This is a genomic window from Janthinobacterium sp. GW823-FHT06H09 (assembly GCF_058794735.1).
In genome coordinates this window covers 18,480-36,525 of record NZ_JBXAHC010000005.1, presented here as the reverse complement: position 1 = coordinate 36,525, position 18,046 = coordinate 18,480, and the positions used below count along the sequence as shown (strand labels likewise).

The window sequence follows — 18,046 nt, the reverse complement described above, 5'->3', positions numbered from 1 at the left end:
AAGGAAGCCATGAAGCGTTTGCCTCAATTTACAAGTTTGCTCGCCGTCGTGGCGCTGTCCGTGTCGCTGGCCTACTGGGCCATGCAGCTGTTCAAGGCGCCGCAGCGCCCCATCAATCCACCGGCCGTACCGGTGGTGCAGGACGCCAGCGTGGAGGCGGGCGCCTCGCTGTTCGGCGGCCAGGTCAGCGTGGCCACGGCCAGCAATTACCAGCTCAAGGGCGTGGTCGCCGCCGGCAATGGCCGCGGCAGCGTGGCCATCATCTCGACCGATGGCAAGCCCTCCGTCGCCTTGCCGGAAGGCGCCGAGGTGGTGCCCGGCGTGACGGTGCTGGAAGTGCATGCGCGCCACGTGCTGCTGCGCGATGGCGGCGTAAGCAAACGCATCGACCTGGTGGCCGACGACAAGGCGCTGGCCTTGCCGGGGCCGGTGTCCGCCACCCCCGCGCCGGCACCGGCCCCCGCGCCGGCAACGAACCTGGTGCCGCCGCCGCTGCCGATGGAACAGCAGCGTCCGGCGACCGTGATGCCGGCGCCGCCGCAGGTGACGACCAGTACGCCGCCGCCGTCGAATTAACGCCAATTAACGCTGTTCTTATCGTATTTTGCCGATGGCGCCATGCCGCCGTCGCGACAGGAGTCTTCATGTTCTCGATCCGTGCCGTCCTGGCGGGCTGCGTGGCGGCGCTGTGCGTCTTGCCGCAAGCCGGCGCCGCCGCCGACGTCCCCGCTGCCTCCGCTTCCTCCGCTCCCGCCCTGGCCGTTTCTGCGCCGGCGCCGGCGCGTCCGCGCATCGCCCTCGTGCTGTCGGGCGGCGGCGCGCGCGGTCTCGCGCATATCGGCGTATTGAAAGTGCTGCAGGAGCTGCACGTGCCGATCGACATGGTGGTGGGCACCAGCATGGGCGGCGTGGTGGGCGGCGCGTATGCGGCCGGCGCTTCCGTGGCGGACCTGGAAAAGATGGCGCGCGAGACCAACTGGGCGCGCGTGGTGGCCGACCGGCCGCCGCGCGACGAACTGGCGTTCCGCCGCCGCGAGGAAGATTTATTGCTGCCGTCGCGCATCGAGTTCGGCACCAGCCGCAACGGCATTTCCACGCCGCCGGCGGCGGCCAGCAATGCGGCCCTGGAAATGGCCTTGAACCGGCTGCTGCCGGCCGGCATGCGCGACCGTCCCGCCAGCCAGCTGCCGCTGCCTTTCCGCTCGGTGGCGTCGGACCTGGTCAATGGCGAGCTGGTGGAGCTGGTCGATACGCCCCTGTTCTTGTCGATGCGCGCCTCGCTGGCCGTGCCGGGCGTGTTTGCTCCCGTGCGCGTGAACAACCGCCTGGTGGTCGACGGAGGCCTGGTGCGCAACCTGCCCGTCGACATGGCGCGCGCCATGGGCGCCGACATCATCATCGCCGTCAACGTGGGCACGCCGCTGGCGCCGGAAAAAGAGCTGGGCAGCGCCATCGGCGTGGCGCAGCAGATGCTGCAGATCCTCACGGAGCAGAACGTGCAGCGCTCGCTCAAGGAGCTGCAGCCGCAGGACATCCTGGTGGCGCCCAACCTGACGGGCGTCAGTTTCCTCGACTTCGAGAATTATGCGCGCGCCATGCGCGCCGGCGAACAGGCGGCGCAGGCACTGGCCGCCCGCCTGGCGCCGCTGGCGCTGTCGCCGGAACAGTATGCGGCGCGCGAGCAGCTGCGCCTGGCGGCGCCGGCCCTGCTGGACGTGGCCTTGCCGCTCACGCGCCTGGCCGTGGAAAGCGAAGGCGATATCAATCCGCGCATCCTGCAGGCGCAATCGGGCCTGGTGGAAGGGCAGGCCGTCAGCCAGGAAGATGTGCTCAAGGCGGCGGCCAGGCTGTATGGCCGCGGCGACGTGGCGCGCGTGGAGACGGAAGTGGTCGACGCAGGCGAGCAGCGCGCCGTCACCATCAAGGCGGTCGAAGCGCCGTGGGCCAGCAGCCGCTTGCGCGTGGGTCTGGAAATGGCCAGCGATTTCAGGGACAGCAATACCTTTGCCCTGAAGCTGCTGCATGTGCGCTCGAACTTGAACAGTTGGGGCGGCGAATTGCGCAGCATGGTGCAGATCGGCACGGCGCGCAATTTCGGGGTGCAGTACTGGCAGCCGCTGGGCGCCGGCAACCCGTGGTATATCGCGCCATCGTTCCAGTACACCTCCCAGGCGGTCGACCTGTTCGACAAGGGACGGCGCAATGCGCGCGTCGCCTACAGCGGCCAGGGCGCCAGCCTGGTGCTGGGGCGCCAGTTCGGTTTTTGGGGCGATCTGCAGTTCGGCGTCACGCGCAGCGAAGTCAAGGCGGACGTCAGCATCCCCGCCGACCCGAGCTATCCCAAGGAGCGGGCGCTGGGCACCAACCAGTTCGTCCAGTTCCGCGTCGATACGCTCGATTCGCCCGGTTTCCCCACGCGCGGCGTGCTGTTCGACGCCACCTGGACGCGCTCCGCGACCACCGGTACGGGCGAGTCGGGCCTGGGGCGCTCCGCCATCACGGGCCTGAAGGCGTTTGGCAGCGGCAACTGGGCCGGCCATGTGTATGGCGAATGGGCGCGCGCGCAACGGGGCGAGGCGCCGCTCAGCCTGGGCGGCTTCCTGCGCCTGTCCGGTACGCAGTTCGAGTCGGTGACGGGGCGCAGCGTGGCCCTGGCGCGCTTCGTGATGGCGCGCCGCATCGGTTCCCTGCCCAGCACCCTGGGTGGCGCCGTGCGGGCCGGCTTTTCGCTGGAAATGGGCGGCGGCTTCGATCAGAGCGAGCGCTGGAAAGCCACCAAGTTCACGCAGGCCAGCAGCGCCTTCATCTCGGTCGATACGCGCTTCGGTCCCGTGTACGTGGCCTCGGGCGCATCGAAGGGCGGCGAGAGCACGCTTTACCTGTTCCTGGGACCGGTCTGGTAAGGCGCCGCCGGGGCGGCGGACGCCGAGCTGCGGCGCAGGGCCGTGAAGGCGGCAAATTCCCATGAGCGAAAGCCCAGCAGCAGGGTAAAGCCGTCGCGTTCCTGCGGCGGCAGGCGGCGGTCGTTCTGATGCAGGCGCGCCAGTTCCTCGGCCAGCTGGCGGATCTTCTGTACCAGCTCCTGCGCGCTCGACAGCGACAGGCGCGCCGGGATGCACATCAGGGTCTCGCCGGCGCCGTCAAAATGCCCGCTGAAATAATCGGCCACCACGTGTTCGCGGAAGTACTGTTGCACCGGGCCGTCGGCCAGCCAGTGGAAGGCGTTCGAGACGCGCAGGCTGTAGCGGTTCAGCGGTTTGAGTTCGATCAAGCCCAGGCGGTCCAGTTCGGCCAGGCAGCCGATGCATTCGGCCTGCGTCAGCGCATACGTTTCCACCACCTGCTCCAGGCTCCAGTGGCCGAGGCAGCAGATCGCCACCAGCAGCAGACGCGGATGCGCCACCAGCGACTTTTCCTGCACCAGGGTGAGCGTGTCGGCATGCGGCGTGATGTCGGCCGCGCCGCGCAGCACGTCTTCCATGGCGATGCCCGATGCCTTGCAGATCAGGGCCAGGCGCGACAGCGACATGTCGTGCTGGCCAAACATGCGCTTGACGCTCGACTCGCTCATGCCGATGCGTTCGGCCAATACCTTGTACGTGATGCCGGCGGCACGCAGTTGGGTGCGCAGCACGCGCAAAACCAGTTCAGGTGAACTCACGGAATATCCTTTTTGGTAAGTTTGGTAGCGGGTGGCGGTACCGAATGTAGCCCTTAATGGAACTTTGCACAAGGTGATAGTACTTTTCGGCAAAAGCGATGACACTCCCGCTTGTGGCTCGCGCAGCGCGCTACAACCAGGCAATCCATCCACTTGTAGAGGTTATCCATGTTCCCATCTTTCCGTTTCCCCGCAGCGCTGCTGGCGCTGGCCGCCATCGCTCCCTTGCACGCCGCCGCCGCCGAACCGGCGCCGGGTCCCTTCTATGCGGGCGCCAGCTACGGCTTTCGCGCCAGCACAGGCCTCGATTGCATCGCCGGACAAAGCGATTGCGACAAAAGCAGCAAGCGCAATGGCAAGGCCTACCTGGGTTACAGTTTCGACGCGTTGCCGTTTCAGGGCGGCGTGGCCCTGCCTTCGGTTGAGCTGGTGGGGTACATGGGCGGCGAGGTCAAGTCCGGCTTCGATACGGACGCCGGCAAGCGCGCTGGCCGCGGCAAGTTCACGGGCCTCGGCATCCAGGGCGTGCTCGGCTACCAGTTCGACGCCTTTACCCTGAGCGGGCGCGCCGGCGCGGCGTACACGCAGGGCAAGGTCGATTATCTGGGCGGCGGTTCGGACAAGAAGGACAAGATCGGCCTGACTTACGGCATCGGCGCGGCGTATGCGCTGAACCAGAACTGGTCGCTGCACCTCGACTGGGACCGCGTGCCGGTCAAATACAGCAGCAAGCAAACGACCAAGGTCGACATGTTTTCGCTGGGCGCGTCCTACCGTTTCTAAGGGGGACGTTCAGCAGACGATGGCCTGATGGCGGACGCCCTATGAAAAGGGTGTCCGCGGGCGGCCTATTTGTCCGTCTCGACTTTCAACAGCAATTTCGCCAGCAGGCGTTTTTCCTGCTGGCGCTGGCCGGACACGGTCTTTACGTGCGCCCCGGCCGTGCGCTGCAGGGCGGCCGTGGCGACGGGGTTGCGCGGTTTTTGCGAGGGTTCGACGCGGAACTGCATTTTCTGCCGCGTCGCCAATGCCTTGTTTGCCATCGGTCCCTCCTTGATTACAGCACGTAGCGCGACAGGTCCTCGTTGACCGACAGCGCTTCCAGGCGTTCGTTGACGTAGGCGGCATCGATCACCAGCAGGTTTTCCGTGCTGCTGCTGCCTTCGCTGGCCGTAAACGACACTTCTTCCAGCAGTTTTTCCATCACCGTGTGCAGCCGGCGCGCGCCGATGTTTTCCGTGCGCTCGTTGACCGAATAGGCGATTTCCGCCAGGCGCGTGATGCCTTCCGGCGCGAATTGCAGTTTCAGGTTTTCCGTCGCCAGCAAGGCTTCGTACTGCATCGTCAGGCAGGCGTCAGTGCTCGTCAGAATGCGCTCGAAGTCCGCAATCGACAGCGATTCCAGCTCCACGCGGATGGGGAAGCGCCCCTGCAGCTCGGGAATCAGGTCCGACGGCTTCGACAAATGGAAGGCGCCCGAGGCGATGAACAGGATGTGGTCCGTGCGGATCATGCCATATTTCGTGTTGACGGTCGTGCCCTCGACCAGCGGCAGCAGGTCGCGCTGCACGCCGGCGCGCGAGACGTCGGCGCCGCCCGATTCCGAACGCGAGGCGATCTTGTCGATTTCGTCCAAAAACACGATGCCGTTCTGCTCGACGTTCTGGATGGCCTTCTGTTTCAGCTCATCTTCGTTGAGCAGCTTGGCCGCCTCTTCCTCGACCAGCAATTTGAGCGCTTCCTTGATCTTGACCTTGCGCGCCTTCTTGCGCTGCCCGCCCACGCCCGAAAACATGGACTTGATCTGCTCCGTCATTTCTTCCATGCCCGGCGGCGCCATGATTTCCATCTGCGGACCCGCCTCGGCCAGCTCGATCTCGATTTCCTTGTCATCGAGCTCGCCCTGGCGCAAGCGCTTGCGGAAGGTCTGGCGCGTGCTGTCGCCGCTGCCCGTGTCCACGGCCGCCGCCGTATTCGGCGTGAAGCCGAAGTCGCGCGCCGGCGGCACGAGAATGTCGATCACGCGGTCTTCGGCCGCATCTTCGGCGCGTGCGCGCACTTTCTTCATTTCCAGCGCGCGCGTCTGCTTGATGCCGATGTCGATCAGGTCGCGGATGATGGTGTCGACGTCGCGGCCCACATAACCGACTTCCGTAAATTTGGTCGCTTCGATCTTGATGAAGGGCGCTTCGGCCAGCTTGGCCAGGCGGCGCGCGATTTCCGTCTTGCCGACGCCCGTGGGGCCGATCATGAGGATGTTCTTGGGCGTGATTTCATGGCGCAGGGGCTCGGCCACCTGCTGGCGGCGCCAGCGGTTGCGCAGGGCGATGGCGACGGCGCGCTTGGCCTTGGCCTGGCCCACCACGTGCTTGTCGAGTTCGGTGACGATTTCCGACGGGGTCATGTTCATGATCATAGTTGGCTTTCTATTCTTTGCTCGCGGACGCTTAGTCGAGCGTCTCGATGATGTGCGACATATTCGTATAAATGCACAGCTCGGCGGCGATGGTCAGCGATTTCTTGACCACGTCGGCCGGCGACAAATCCGTGTTTTCCTGCAGCGCCTTGGCGGCGGATTGGGCGTAGACGCCGCCCGAGCCGATGGCGCCGATGCCGTCTTCCGGTTCCAGCACGTCGCCATTGCCCGTGATGACCAGGGTCGACTCGCTGTCGGCCACCAGCAGCATCGCTTCCAGGCGGCGCAGCACGCGGTCGGTGCGCCAGTCCTTGGCCAGTTCGACGGAGGCGCGCAGCAAATTGCCCTGGTGTTTTTCCAGCTTGCCTTCAAATCGGTCGAGCAGGGTAAAAGCGTCGGCGGTACCGCCGGCAAAGCCGACCAGGACCTTGCCCTGATACAACTTACGCACTTTGCGGGCCGTGCCCTTCATGACGATGTTGCCGAGCGTTACCTGGCCGTCGCCACCCAGGGCGACTTGCTTGCCGCGCCGGACGCAGAGGATGGTGGTGCCGTGAAATTGTTCCATAGTGACCTCAAAAGATTCGTGCCGATGCGTGCAAGGCCATGCGATTGCGCGCCCATGGTTCAAACGTGGGGATGGAAAAGGCAATTGCAAGCGGCATGTGCCGCTGTCGTGCTTGCTTCAGTGTAGTCGGCGCGGGACGAAAAAAAAGCACGCAACCGGAGTCGTGTGCTTTTTATCGCCAGCGCGGGACCGCTTGGGCGGCCGCGCAAGGGGAGGGGTGATCAGTCGCCGTACAGCTTTTGCTTCAGTTCGCGCCGTTGCTGGGCTTCCAGCGACAGGGTGGCGGTCGGACGGGCGATCAGGCGCGGGATGCCGATAGGCTCGCCCGTTTCTTCGCACCAGCCATAGTCGCCGGCATCGATGCTGGCGATCGATTGCTGTACTTTCTTCAGCAATTTGCGTTCGCGGTCGCGCGTGCGCAGTTCCAGCGCATGCTCTTCCTCGATGGTGGCGCGGTCGGCAGGGTCCGGTACGAGCACGGTTTCACGCAAGTGTTCCGTGGTTTCGCCGGCGTTTTTCAGCAGGTCTTTCTCGAGCTGCTGCAGGCGCGCCTTGAAGAATGCCAGTTGTGCCGGATTCATGTAGTCATCTTCGCTCATGGCGCGAATTTGGTCTTCGCTGATGAGAGGGATGTCTTGGTTGGCGGCCGGGGTCGATTTATTAGTTTTGGTCATAACTTCGCTTACCTTCGATACGACAGAGTTTTCAAATTGATCAGTTGACGCGGCGATACCGAGCAACTGTACAGGTTCCGCTTGGCATTGCTGTCCCGCTGTACTGCGTGCGACCTTGGCTTGCCGGCGAAAGCCAGGACTACCGGCCGGCCATGGTGCCATGTTGATAACTTTTTACCGCTCTATGCCAATCGCGCTCTGTGCGCGACAACGGGCGTGTTGGGTGGATCGCTTGCATGCCTGGCATGCGGCCAGCGGCAGTTTGCCAGCATTTCATGACAGGCTAACGACATGGGCCGTTTTCGTCGCTGATTTTGGCACGCTTTGCCTTATATTGCCATCCCGATTTGTTGACTAGCCGATCAGGGACGGCTACTTGTTGGTTTATGCCAGCAAGATCGGTGTCGGGCAGCGGGAAAGCGTGCTTAACTTTCCCTTTTGTTTCTGCTTTGCAAAGGATACTTTGCAAAACCCGGCTAGTTTATACCAAACATTGTTCGAGTCCGCGAATAAAAATGTCTTTTGGTAGATTTTTGCCAATAAAGACCATTTTGCTGCCACGCACTTCGTGTTCGCCCCATTTGGCGCCCAGGTCGCTGCCCATCAGCTGGTGCACGCCCTGGAAGACCACCTTGCGTTCGGCGCCCTGCATCAGCAGCACGCCCTTGTAGCGCAGCATGCGCGGGCCATACACTTGCACCAGGCCGCCGAGGAACTCGTCGAGCTTGGCGCTGTCGAACGGTTGCGTGCTCTTGAAAACAAAGGCGGCGATGTCGTCGCTGTGTTGCGCATGGTGGTGGTCGGCATGACCGCAATCGGTGGAGCAGGCGTCGCTGTGCTCATGCGCGTGCTCATGGCCGTGCTCATTGCCGTGTTCATGTGCGTGCTCGTGGTCGTGCGCATGGTCGTGATCGTGGACGTGCGCCGTCTCTGTCTCCAGGAAATCCGGGTCCAGCTCCAGTTTTTCATTCAGGTTGAAACCGCGGATGTCGAGCACTTCGGCCAGCGGTGCGCGGCCGAAATCGACCTTGGCGATGGGCGCGCGGGGATTGATGCGTTTCAAACGGCGCGTCAGGGCGGCCACGTCGTCTTCACTGACGAGGTCGGTTTTCGACAGCAGCAGCTTGTCGGCAAAGCCCACTTGCCGCTGGGCTTCCTCGTATTCATCGAGTTGCTTCATCGCATGACGCGCATCGACCACCGTGATGATGGCGTCGAGCATGTAGTGGCTGCCCACTTCTTCGTCGACAAAGAAGGTCTGCGCCACGGGGCCGGGATTGGCCAGGCCCGTCGTTTCGATGACGACGCGGTCGAACGCCAGCAGGCCGGCGTCGCGCTTGCGCGCCAGTTCCGTCAAGCCCACGATCAGGTCGCCGCGCACGGTGCAGCAGATGCAGCCGTTGTTCATCTCGATGATGTGCTCGTTGCTATCCTGCACCAGGATGTCATTGTCGATGTTTTCCTGGCCAAACTCGTTTTCGATCACGGCGATGCGCATGCCATGGTCTTCCTGCAGTATGCGGTTGAGCAAGGTGGTTTTGCCGGCACCGAGGAAACCGGTGAGGATGGTGGTTGGAATCAGTGCCATGAGAGATGCCTATGCTGTAATCGATGGTGCCGCCGCGCAAGCGGAAGAATGCGGACGATTATGCCGGAATTTTGCAAAAGCTTGCAAATGCGCGCCGATCCGCTTGATATGGATCAGGCTGGCCAACGAGCGCGGCCTACTTGACCTTGGCGCGCGGGTGCGCCTGGTCGTATACGTGCGCCAGGTGCTGGAAATCGAGGGCCGTGTAGACCTGGGTCGAGGTGATGCTGGAATGGCCCAGCATTTCCTGCACGGCGCGCAAGTCGCCCGACGATTGCAGCACATGCGAAGCGAACGAGTGGCGCAGCACATGCGGGTGCACATTCGCGGGAATGTCGGTCGCCAGCGCGTGCGCCTTCAGGCGCAGCTGCAGTACACGCGGCGAGATGCGCGTGCCGCGCGTGCTGAGAAACAAGGCAGCGCTGCCATCGGCCGCTGGCGGGCGCACGGCCAGCCAGGCCGTCAGGGCCACGAGGGCCGCCTTGCCGACGGGCACCTTGCGCATCTTGTTGCCCTTGCCTGTGACGATGACTTCGAAGCTGGCCATGTCGAGCCAGCCCAGCGAAGACTCCCGGCCGTTCTCGGCCTTGCAGTAATGGGTGTCCAGGCTGGTCAGTTCGGACACGCGCAAGCCGCTCGAATACAGCAGCTCGAACATGGCGCGGTTGCACAGTTGCTCCGGCTCGGCAGCGCCTTGCTGGTGTTGCGCGGGCGCCACGAGGCGCACGGCGTCGTCCACCGACAGGGCTTTCGGTAACGTTTTGGCCCGCTTGGGCGCGCGGATGCCGTCGACGGGATTGGCGTCGAGCGCCGTTTCACCGCTGAGCCAGTTGTAAAAGCCGCGCCACGACGACAGCTTGCGGGCGATCGAGCGCGGGTCCAGGCCGCCGGCATGCAGCTTGGCCGTGTAGCGGCGCACTTCGTTGTGCGCCAGCGCCGTCCACGGCGTATTGCCGCTCAGTTCCAGCAAGGCGCGCAAGTCGCGCCCGTAAGCGTCCAGCGTATGCGGCGACAGCTTGCGCTGCGTGGCCAGCTGCGCCAGGTAGGCATCGAGCCACTCGGCCTTGCCGCGCGCCGCATGCATGGCTGATTCAGGCAGGCGTGCCGGCGCGCAGCGCGGCCAGGGCGGCGCCGGCTGTGGCGCCGATATGCACGAGGAAATCCGTGCCCATGCTCGAGGTAAAGCGTTCGCTGTCCGGCGAACCCAGCACCAGCAAACCGAAGGTGCCCGTGGTGTTCGGGGCGCGCAGGGCGATCATGACGGTCGATTCGATCTTGTCAGCCTGCAGCCAGTGCACGGCTTCGAAATCGCGGTTGCTGCCGCAGTACGGCGTTTGCAGGCTGTTGGCGAACATGCGCACGTCGGCCGTCACATCTTCCGTGAACCAGCCGTCGGCGTGTTCCGGCAGTACTTGCCACAGGCGCAGGCTGACGTAGGGCACGTCGAAATTGCTTTGCAAGGCATCGACCAGCACGCGCGGCATGTCCGCATCGTTGCGCACTTGCAGCATGGCCTGGTTCCAGCCGTGGAACTTGCTGGCGATATCGCCATTTTCCTCGGCCAGGCGGCTCAGCTTGGACATGCGCAGCTCGAGCGCCTTGTACTTGTCGCGCATCACTTCCATCTGCCGCTCCTGCAGCGAGATGGTGCGTCCCGTCAGCGGGCTGCTCAGCTTGACCTCGCCGAGCAGCGCGGTATGCTCTTCGAAGAACGTCGGATGCTCGCTCAGGTACTGGGCGACGGTGCTGGAATCGAGTGTGGCGGTCATTGATAGTGTCAGAAGAGAGAAGGATGAACACTTGATTCTAACCGAGAGTGCGCCGCAATATGGAGCAAAAGCGTGCGCCCATGAAAAAAGCGGCATGGTTGCCCATGCCGCCTTGCTCCGTCTGGCGAGTCACGTCACCCGTCGCGGGAGACGCGCGATGCCATTAGAAGTTGTGATGTACGCCGATACCGACGTAGTTGACGCTTTTCGCAACGTTGTAGTTGATACTGTCAGCAACAGCGGCTTTTTTGTTCGAGATATCTGCATAGACGTAGGTGCGCTTCGACAGATTGTAGTCATAGCCCAGCGATGCTTGCTTGGTTTTGACGACGCCATCGGGCGTTTTCTGGCCATAGCCGGCGCGGATCTTGCCTGGGCCTACGTCGTAGTTGGCGCCCAGTACCCACGATTTGGTGCCGGTATTGATGATTTTGAAGTCATCATCTTTCTGGTGCTGGATCGACAGCATGACTTTCAGCTCAGGAATAGGATTGACCGAGGCGGCAACCGACCACAGCTTGGCTTGCAAGCCATTGCGCTCGTAGGCAGCCATGGCAGCAAATCCAGTCGAGGTGTACGTTGCGGAGATCGAGTACGGGGTCGACGTCGGCGCCACGTTGGCTGCCACGGCACGGTTGCCCGAAGCAAATGTTACCGAGTTGCCCGGCGCGCGCGCTGGCACTGCGCTGTTGTTATTAGCTTCCTTGGCAGCAACGGTGGCGTTGAGCTGGAAGCCATTGAACACTGGCGTGTTGTAGAACACGGCGTTCGAGAAGCGGTTACGCGAGTTGCCTGGTGCGCTCAGCGGATCGCTGGTGTAGCCGGCGACGGTCAGGTCGGTCTGAAAACCGGCTGGCGTAGGCATGCCCGACCATGGTTCGAACGAGGTGCTCACTTCCTGGTATGCGGTCAGGCCACGGCCCAGGCGTACGGTACCGAAGTCGCCTTGCAGGCCGACGCGGCTTTGACCCTGGAAGAGTGGACGCGAGTTGTTGCCCGACGTGTTTTCAATGGTGCCGGTGTCGGACTCATAGCGAATTTCCAGTTGGAAAATAGCTTTCAAGCCATTGCCCAGATCTTCCGTACCCTTGAAGCCCAGTTTGTTGTTGTCGCGCTTCGTGACAGCGGTGGTTGAACCAGTCGCTTTGCCCAGGCCTGCATCGATCGTGCCGTAGATTTGGACGGACGACTGCGCTTGTGCGGTTGCGGCAAAGGCGCCGAAGAGTGCGAGGGCAACGAGTGATTTTTTCATGTCTTCTTCCCTATTTAAAAGTGAGTTCCGTCCGAGATCCGAGCAGATTGAAATGCGCTGATTGTCGCGTTTCGATGAATGAACCTTAATTCGTCGGCGCGCAAGACGCGCGGGATTGGTCAAATATGCGTGAAAAGATTGGTGAAAAGCGGCATAACTGCATGCCCCTGTTGTATTTTTGTAACGCGCGATTTCTGCCCGTCCTGCGCCGATGGACAAGGTTCTCCCATCGCCACCGTAGCGGCGCCTTGCAATCTTGGCATGTCCAGGCCGAGGGATTGTTGCGTTGAATCAAGTTCTTGCGGTCGCTTTGGCGGATTTACGACACAAGGACGTTACACTAAGGGACGGCCTGCACTGATGGGCCTGGAGACGACTCACTATTATTAGAATCATTGACTCAATATCGAGAATCGATGGCAAATCGCGAAACATTAGGATTGATCAAGGGGGCACGTGCTGGCGACGTGGCTTGCCAACTGGCGTTGGGACGCGTGTATCTGTTTGGACAGGGTGTGCCGCAAAGCTTGCCGACGGCCTTGCACTGGCTGGCGCGGGCGGCCCAGGAGGATAGCGAGGAAGCGTGCCGGCTGATTGGCACCCACGTGCCTTTTGAAGTCGCGCAACCGGCAGCCAAGGCGCTGATTCCGTATTACGCGCAAGCGTTCGATGCGGGCCTGGTGCAGGCGGGCCTGGTACTGGCGCAACTGGTGCTGGGCAACGCCGCCAGTCACTGTGAAGCCTTGCGCGCCAAGGCGCGCGTGGCGCTGGACGCTGCCGTACGCGCCGGCTTGCCCGATGCGCAATGGTTGTTGTCGCTACAAGAAAAATCATCGGCAACACCGGGGCCGGCCACCAGCGTGGCTGGCGAGCAGGCCTTCGATGGCGACGCGCCGCTGCACGCCTGGCTGGAGCAGGCTTGGCGCCAGGGCAACCATGCGGGTTTTCTGTCGCAAGGCTTGCCGCTGGCGCGCGAGCTGCTGCAGCGCCAGGCCGCCGCCGGGGCGCGCACGATCGCCCTCGACGCTCAGCAGGTGCTGTTGCTGTCGCGTTGCGCCCAGGCATTGGCGCCAGGCGGCGATGCCGAGGGCTGGCAGTGCTGCGAGCTGGCCGCGCATGGCGGCGACCGCACGGCGCAGCTGGAGCTGGGACTCGGCTATGCGCGCATGGATGCGCACGGCCAGCGCCTGGCCACGCGCAACGGCGCCGCCAATTTCAAGCGTGCCGTGCGCTGGCTGACGCAGGCGGGCGAGCAGGGACTGGCCGAAGCCTGGTTCGTGCTGTCGCGCATCTATACGAAACCGGAATTTTCCCAGCGCAATGTCGTCGAAGCGCATTTCTGCCTGGAGCGCGCGGCCGACCTGGGGCATGGGCCGGCGCAGCTCGAGTGCGGCATGCATGCCTGGCGTAACCGCCGCGACGGCGTCAACAACGATGTGCGCGCCGCGTATTGGCTGCTGCAGGCGCAGGCGCAAGGCAGCCGTGAAGCGGAGGCGGCGCTGGCGAAAATCGCGCCTCGAGGCGAGCCCGGCGACTGGGGCCAGTGCGCCGCCATGCACGCCGACGGGCATGGGCGCCAGCTGGGCCAGAACCACCCCCTGCTGGCGGCGCGCCTGGAACTGGCGCGCTGCTTTCATCTGTCGCGTGCCGAGGCCTTGCTGCTCGACATCCACGCGGCCGACCAGGGCCATTGTCTGTTGATCGATATCAGCGCCACGCATGGCCGCGGCAAGCGGCGCCTCGTGCTGGTCCGCACGGCGCAGGAGCGCCAGCTGCTCGATCAGGTAGTGCGCCTGTTCGAGCGCGTCGATTGCGGCGTGGCGGGGCCGGAAGGCAATTACCGGCAGCGCCTGTATCGCCTGAAGTGCTATCTGGCGGAACTCGATGTGGTACAGGAACAGCAGTTCCTGGCCGCCTGACTTTTACTTCTGACCTTCACCCGTCTACAGCTCGATCGTGCCCTCGAACACGGTCACTGCCGGGCCCGTCATCAGGACGGGCTGGCCGGGGCCTTGCCAGGCGATCGACAGTTCGCCGCCGCGCGCGCTGATGCGCACGGGGGAATCGAGCAGGCCGCGACGGATGCCGGCCACGGCAGCGGCGCAGGCGCCCGTGCCGCACGCGAGGGTTTCTCCCGCGCCCCGCTCGAACACGCGCAGTTTCACGTGCTGGCGGTCGACGATCTGCATGTAGCCGGCGTTGACCCGGCGGGGAAAGCGCGGGTGGTGCTCGATCAGCGGGCCCGTCACTTCCAGGTCTTGCGCATCAACATCGTCGACCACTTGCACGGCATGCGGATTGCCCATCGAGACGACGGATACCAGCACGGAAGCTGCGTGGCCCGGCAAGGCCAGGTCCAGCGGCCATAAGGTGTCGTTGCCTTGCGCTACACCGGCGAGGCCGGCCGCATCGAACGGTACCAGCTGTGGCTCGAGCACGGGCGCGCCCATGTCGACCGTGATGCTGCCGTCGAGTTCCAGGCGCGGCGCGATGACGCCGGCCATAGTTTCCACGCGGATGCTGGCCTTGCTGGACAAGCCTTTTTCGCTGACGAACTTGACGAAGGCGCGCGCGCCGTTGCCGCACTGTTCCACTTCGCCGCCATCGTTGTTATAGATGCGGTAGCGGAAGTCGCAGCCGGGCAGGCGCGGCTTTTCCACCACGAGGATCTGGTCGGCGCCGATGCCGAAACGGCGGTCGGCCAGGCGCTGCCATTGGGCCGGCGTGAAGTCGATGTCCTGATTGATGGCGTCGATGACGATGAAGTCATTGCCCGCGCCGTGCATCTTGGTAAAGTGGAGTTTCATGTTCTGCCGTATCACTTGTGCTGGTTATAGAACGAGGCTTCGCCTTCCGGACGCGTCTTGAAGCGTTTGTGCGTCCAGAAATACTCGGCCGGCGCTTCGCGCACGCGCTCTTCGATGAATTCGTTCATGCGGCGCGTGGCGGCCGTGATGTCGTCGCCCGGATAATCGTCCCAGGCCGGGTAATAGGTCACTTGCCAGCCCTGGTAATTGGGTAAAAAAGTGGCGATGACGGGAATCACCTGCGCCTTGGCGGCCAGCGCCAGGCGCGCCGTGGCCGTCAGGGTGGCGGCTGGCACGCCGAAGAAGGGCACGAATTCCGCATCCTTTTCGCCGAAGTCCATGTCCGGCAGCATGAAATACGGCAAGCCGTCGCGCAGCGCGCGCAAAATCGTCTTGATGCCGTCCTGGCGCGTAAACAGCTTGGGCGGCTTGAAGCGCGAACGGCCGTTGCGCAAGGCCTGGTCGAAGGCGGCATTCTTTTGCTGCACGTACATTGACGAAGCGGAAATTTCCATGGCCGTGGCGGCACCGGCCACGTCGAGGCAGACGAAGTGCGGGCACAGCAAGATGGTGGGCTTGGCAGCGATCTGCTGGCCCGGGAAGGCGGGTACCTTTTTGATCAGGCGGTTTAATCGCGCTTCCGATGACCACCACAGGATGCTGCGTTCCCACACGCTGCGCGAATAGGCCTGGAAATGCTGGCGCGCCAGCGCCACGCGCTGGGCTTCTGTCAGTTCCGGCATGCACAGGCGCAGATTCGTCAGGGCGATGTCGCGCCGTTTCGGCATGGCGATGAACAGCACGCTGCCGACGGCCACGCCGAAGCGGCCGAGGATGGGCAGAGGCAGCCAGTGCAGCAGCCACATGAAGGCGATCAGCAGTCTCATGCCTGCTCCCCGGCGGCAGCGGTCGTGGCAGGCGTGGGCGGCGGCGCGCCGCGCGGCACTTTATAGCGGTTGTAGCTCCACAGGTATTGCGCCGGGCTGCGGGCGATCAATTGCTCCATGGCCGCATTGATGGTGCGCGCCTGTTCGGCCGAGCTGCTGTCGAGCGACTCGGTGAAGGGCACGAAATGCACGACATAGCCGCGCCCGCCCGGCAGGCGTTCCGCGTAGGTGATGATGACTTCGGCGCCGCCCATCTGCGCCAGCTTGGCGGGCAGGGTCATGGTGTAGGCAGGGCGGCCGAAGAAATCGGCCCACACGCCTTCGCCTTCCTGCGGCACCTGGTCGGGCAGCAGGCCGATCGGTTGTCCCTTTTTCAGGCATTTGGCGAAGATGCGCACGCCCGACATGTTCGCCGGCGCCAGCATCAGGTTTTCGCGCGCGCGCGCCCCTTCGATCAGCGGTTTCAGGGCGGCGCGCTTGGGCGGGCGGTACATCACGGTGAGCGGCGTGCGCAGCGCAATCTGCTGGGCGACGATTTCAAAGCAGCCCAGGTGTGGTGTCAGGAAGACAATGCCGCGGCCATGCTGCAGCGCTTTTTCCACCAGTTCCCAGTTTTCCACCGTCGCATGGCGCGCCACGCGCTCGGCGGGGGCGCACCAGATGAAGGGCAATTCCAGCACGCTCTTGCCCGCTTCGGCCACGGCCGTGTGCAAGTGTTGCGAAAACCCCGCACCTTGCATGTTCTCGCGCATGCGGCGGCGGTAGGACGGGGAAATGGCGTAAATCACCCAGCCCAGTACAGCGCCAAGGCCATGCAGGACGGGCAGGGGAAAGACGGACAAGAAGCGGAAAATTGGGACTAACATGTATAAGCTGTTTCCAAGAATGGCGTGTTGCCGTGCCAAAATTTTTTAAGAAGCGTAAAATACCACGTATGCAGTAACCGCTGAGTTAATAGACAACTTGCGAAGCGGAATATAAATATCGCTAAAGCGTCGCAGGCAAAATCCTCTTTACTGCGACAGAACATTCACATAGTAATCAGGAGCTTGCAATGTCAAACGACTATCTCTTCACTTCCGAATCCGTTTCGGAAGGCCATCCCGACAAGGTTGCCGATCAAATTTCCGACGCCATCCTTGACGCCATCCTGGCCCAGGATCCGAGCGCCCGCGTGGCCGCCGAAACCCTGTGCAACACGGGTCTGGTGGTACTGGCTGGCGAGATTACCACGCACGCCAATGTTGATTATATTCAAGTTGCGCGCGAAACCATCAAACGCATCGGCTACGACAACACGGAATACGGTATCGACTACAAGGGTTGCGCCGTGCTGGTGGCCTACGACAAGCAGTCGCCGGACATCGCGCAAGGCGTCGATGAAGGTGCGGGCATTGACCTGGATCAAGGCGCCGGCGATCAGGGCCTGATGTTCGGCTACGCCTGCGATGAAACGGCCGAGCTGATGCCTGCCGCCATCCACTACGCGCACCGCCTGGTCGAGCGCCAGTCGCAACTGCGCAAGGATGGCCGTCTGCCATGGCTGCGTCCGGATGCGAAATCGCAAGTAACCCTGCGCTACGTCGACGGCCGCCCCGTCGGTGTGCACACGGTGGTGCTGTCGACCCAGCATGCGCCGGAAATCTCGCACAAGCAGATCGAAGAAGCCGTCATCGAAGAAATCATCAAGCCCATCCTGCCGCGCGAATGGCTGACGGAGACCAAATTCCTCGTCAACCCGACGGGCCGTTTCGTCATCGGCGGTCCGCAAGGCGATTGCGGCTTGACCGGGCGCAAGATCATCGTCGACACCTACGGTGGCGCGGCCCCGCACGGCGGCGGCGCGTTCTCGGGCAAGGACCCATCGAAAGTCGACCGTTCGGCAGCGTATGCGGCCCGCTATGTGGCGAAAAACATCGTCGCGGCCGGCCTGGCGCGCCAATGCCAGGTGCAGGTCAGCTACGCCATCGGCGTGGCCAAGCCGATCAACATCACCGTCTACACGGAAGGCACGGGCGTGATTCCCGACGCGGAAATCGCCAAGCTGGTGCTGGCGCACTTTGATCTGCGTCCAAAAGGCATCGTGCAAATGCTCGACCTGCTGCGCCCGATCTACCAGAAGAGCGCCGCCTACGGCCACTTCGGCCGCGAAGAGCCGGAATTCACGTGGGAGCGCACGGACAAGGTCGCCCTGCTGCGCGACGCTGCCGGCCTGAAGTAATCTAGCCCGCTTGCAAAAGAAGCGCCCCGGCCAGCTGGCCGCGGGCGCTTTTTTTTTTTATATGTTGTTAGTTGGCAATGCATGGCGAACAAGCTGGCGCGCCGGCATTGACGATGTTAAAATCCACCGTCCGAGGAGCGTTGCGACGAAGAAATTCGCCAGGCTCGGAATATCCTGCAACCGCGCTCACGTACCTTTTTCAA

At 63.3% G+C, this 18,046-nt stretch carries 17 protein-coding genes and 1 riboswitch; of the genes, 5 read left to right on the top strand and 12 right to left on the bottom strand.

Annotated elements, in window-relative coordinates:
- The first annotated feature begins 9 nt into the window (after positions 1-9).
- Positions 10-576, top strand: a complete 567-nt coding sequence (locus AC1Q6X_RS09260) for a type II secretion system protein N (protein WP_099408037.1) — start codon at positions 10-12, stop codon at positions 574-576.
- 68 nt (positions 577-644) lie between these two features.
- Positions 645-2,903 carry a patatin-like phospholipase family protein gene (locus AC1Q6X_RS09255; protein WP_492496579.1) on the top strand — a complete coding sequence of 753 codons (2,259 nt, stop codon included), beginning with the start codon at positions 645-647 and terminating at the stop codon, positions 2,901-2,903.
- Here AC1Q6X_RS09255 and AC1Q6X_RS09250 read toward each other — a convergent pair.
- A complete protein-coding gene (locus AC1Q6X_RS09250; RefSeq protein ID WP_070313031.1) occupies positions 2,876-3,661 on the bottom strand; it encodes a helix-turn-helix domain-containing protein in 786 nt (261 codons plus the stop codon). The two genes, AC1Q6X_RS09255 and AC1Q6X_RS09250, sit on opposite strands and share 28 nt — an antisense overlap.
- Positions 3,662-3,829: 168 nt before the next feature.
- Between AC1Q6X_RS09250 and AC1Q6X_RS09245 the strand changes: the two genes are divergently transcribed.
- Positions 3,830-4,444, top strand: coding sequence for an outer membrane protein (locus AC1Q6X_RS09245; protein ID WP_070220860.1), 615 nt, complete (start codon positions 3,830-3,832; stop codon positions 4,442-4,444).
- A 65-nt stretch (positions 4,445-4,509) separates the two neighbouring features.
- On the opposite strand, the gene AC1Q6X_RS09240 is transcribed toward AC1Q6X_RS09245, so the two are convergent.
- From AC1Q6X_RS09240 to AC1Q6X_RS09205, 8 genes are all read right to left on the bottom strand, one after another.
- Positions 4,510-4,704, bottom strand: a complete 195-nt coding sequence (locus tag AC1Q6X_RS09240) for a hypothetical protein (protein WP_070220858.1) — start codon at positions 4,702-4,704, stop codon at positions 4,510-4,512.
- A 14-nt stretch (positions 4,705-4,718) separates the two neighbouring features.
- Positions 4,719-6,071, bottom strand: coding sequence for an ATP-dependent protease ATPase subunit HslU (gene hslU, locus AC1Q6X_RS09235; protein ID WP_070220905.1), 1,353 nt, complete (start codon positions 6,069-6,071; stop codon positions 4,719-4,721).
- 37 nt (positions 6,072-6,108) lie between these two features.
- On the bottom strand, positions 6,109-6,645 hold the full coding sequence (gene hslV / locus AC1Q6X_RS09230; protein ID WP_492496576.1) for an ATP-dependent protease subunit HslV: 537 nt from the start codon (positions 6,643-6,645) through the stop codon (positions 6,109-6,111).
- A gap of 221 nt (positions 6,646-6,866) precedes the next feature.
- Positions 6,867-7,319, bottom strand: a complete 453-nt coding sequence (dksA, locus tag AC1Q6X_RS09225; RefSeq protein ID WP_034753066.1) for an RNA polymerase-binding protein DksA — start codon at positions 7,317-7,319, stop codon at positions 6,867-6,869.
- Positions 7,320-7,800: 481 nt separating this feature from the next.
- Complete coding sequence (locus AC1Q6X_RS09220) at positions 7,801-8,907, bottom strand: CobW family GTP-binding protein (RefSeq protein ID WP_492496573.1); 1,107 nt, start codon at positions 8,905-8,907, stop codon at positions 7,801-7,803.
- Between the two features lie 136 nt (positions 8,908-9,043).
- Entirely contained in the window at positions 9,044-9,991 is a 948-nt protein-coding gene (locus AC1Q6X_RS09215; protein WP_070289489.1) for a tyrosine recombinase XerC, read from the bottom strand.
- Positions 9,992-9,998: 7 nt separating this feature from the next.
- On the bottom strand, positions 9,999-10,676 hold the full coding sequence (locus AC1Q6X_RS09210) for a DUF484 family protein (RefSeq protein WP_492496571.1): 678 nt from the start codon (positions 10,674-10,676) through the stop codon (positions 9,999-10,001).
- 163 nt (positions 10,677-10,839) lie between these two features.
- A complete protein-coding gene (locus AC1Q6X_RS09205; protein WP_070289491.1) occupies positions 10,840-11,928 on the bottom strand; it encodes a porin in 1,089 nt (362 codons plus the stop codon).
- A 416-nt stretch (positions 11,929-12,344) separates the two neighbouring features.
- Between AC1Q6X_RS09205 and AC1Q6X_RS09200 the strand changes: the two genes are divergently transcribed.
- The gene (locus tag AC1Q6X_RS09200; RefSeq protein ID WP_492496569.1) at positions 12,345-13,847 is read left to right on the top strand and encodes a tetratricopeptide repeat protein; all 1,503 of its coding nucleotides are present in this window, start codon (positions 12,345-12,347) and stop codon (positions 13,845-13,847) included.
- A 24-nt stretch (positions 13,848-13,871) separates the two neighbouring features.
- On the opposite strand, the gene dapF is transcribed toward AC1Q6X_RS09200, so the two are convergent.
- From dapF to AC1Q6X_RS09185, 3 genes are read right to left on the bottom strand one after another with little or no spacing between them, the layout of a single operon-like run.
- Positions 13,872-14,735, bottom strand: a complete 864-nt coding sequence (gene dapF, locus AC1Q6X_RS09195) for a diaminopimelate epimerase (RefSeq protein ID WP_070289493.1) — start codon at positions 14,733-14,735, stop codon at positions 13,872-13,874.
- A gap of 11 nt (positions 14,736-14,746) precedes the next feature.
- Entirely contained in the window at positions 14,747-15,622 is an 876-nt protein-coding gene (locus AC1Q6X_RS09190) for an LpxL/LpxP family acyltransferase (RefSeq protein ID WP_070289494.1), read from the bottom strand.
- Complete coding sequence (locus tag AC1Q6X_RS09185; RefSeq protein ID WP_492496567.1) at positions 15,619-16,488, bottom strand: lysophospholipid acyltransferase family protein; 870 nt, start codon at positions 16,486-16,488, stop codon at positions 15,619-15,621. Before AC1Q6X_RS09185 ends, AC1Q6X_RS09190 begins: the two co-directional genes overlap by 4 nt.
- A gap of 188 nt (positions 16,489-16,676) precedes the next feature.
- Between AC1Q6X_RS09185 and metK the strand changes: the two genes are divergently transcribed.
- A complete protein-coding gene (gene metK / locus AC1Q6X_RS09180; protein WP_070220840.1) occupies positions 16,677-17,843 on the top strand; it encodes a methionine adenosyltransferase in 1,167 nt (388 codons plus the stop codon).
- 126 nt (positions 17,844-17,969) lie between these two features.
- A riboswitch (S-adenosyl-L-homocysteine riboswitch) is annotated at positions 17,970-18,038 on the top strand.
- The last annotated feature ends 8 nt before the right edge of the window (positions 18,039-18,046 follow it).

What these genes read in the sequence shown, in the direction of transcription:
- AC1Q6X_RS09260 (WP_099408037.1), top strand. Translation starts at nt 10, where the DNA reads ATGAAGCGTTTGCCTCAATTTACAAGTTTGCTCGCCGTCGTGGCGCTG.
- AC1Q6X_RS09255 (WP_492496579.1), top strand. Translation starts at nt 645, where the DNA reads ATGTTCTCGATCCGTGCCGTCCTGGCGGGCTGCGTGGCGGCGCTGTGC.
- AC1Q6X_RS09245 (WP_070220860.1), top strand. Translation starts at nt 3,830, where the DNA reads ATGTTCCCATCTTTCCGTTTCCCCGCAGCGCTGCTGGCGCTGGCCGCC.
- AC1Q6X_RS09240 (WP_070220858.1), bottom strand. Translation starts at nt 4,704, where the DNA reads ATGGCAAACAAGGCATTGGCGACGCGGCAGAAAATGCAGTTCCGCGTC.
- hslU (WP_070220905.1), bottom strand. Translation starts at nt 6,071, where the DNA reads ATGAACATGACCCCGTCGGAAATCGTCACCGAACTCGACAAGCACGTG.
- hslV (WP_492496576.1), bottom strand. Translation starts at nt 6,645, where the DNA reads ATGGAACAATTTCACGGCACCACCATCCTCTGCGTCCGGCGCGGCAAG.
- dksA (WP_034753066.1), bottom strand. Translation starts at nt 7,319, where the DNA reads ATGACCAAAACTAATAAATCGACCCCGGCCGCCAACCAAGACATCCCT.
- AC1Q6X_RS09220 (WP_492496573.1), bottom strand. Translation starts at nt 8,907, where the DNA reads ATGGCACTGATTCCAACCACCATCCTCACCGGTTTCCTCGGTGCCGGC.
- AC1Q6X_RS09215 (WP_070289489.1), bottom strand. Translation starts at nt 9,991, where the DNA reads ATGCATGCGGCGCGCGGCAAGGCCGAGTGGCTCGATGCCTACCTGGCG.
- AC1Q6X_RS09210 (WP_492496571.1), bottom strand. Translation starts at nt 10,676, where the DNA reads ATGACCGCCACACTCGATTCCAGCACCGTCGCCCAGTACCTGAGCGAG.
- AC1Q6X_RS09205 (WP_070289491.1), bottom strand. Translation starts at nt 11,928, where the DNA reads ATGAAAAAATCACTCGTTGCCCTCGCACTCTTCGGCGCCTTTGCCGCA.
- AC1Q6X_RS09200 (WP_492496569.1), top strand. Translation starts at nt 12,345, where the DNA reads ATGGCAAATCGCGAAACATTAGGATTGATCAAGGGGGCACGTGCTGGC.
- dapF (WP_070289493.1), bottom strand. Translation starts at nt 14,735, where the DNA reads ATGAAACTCCACTTTACCAAGATGCACGGCGCGGGCAATGACTTCATC.
- AC1Q6X_RS09190 (WP_070289494.1), bottom strand. Translation starts at nt 15,622, where the DNA reads ATGAGACTGCTGATCGCCTTCATGTGGCTGCTGCACTGGCTGCCTCTG.
- AC1Q6X_RS09185 (WP_492496567.1), bottom strand. Translation starts at nt 16,488, where the DNA reads ATGTTAGTCCCAATTTTCCGCTTCTTGTCCGTCTTTCCCCTGCCCGTC.
- metK (WP_070220840.1), top strand. Translation starts at nt 16,677, where the DNA reads ATGTCAAACGACTATCTCTTCACTTCCGAATCCGTTTCGGAAGGCCAT.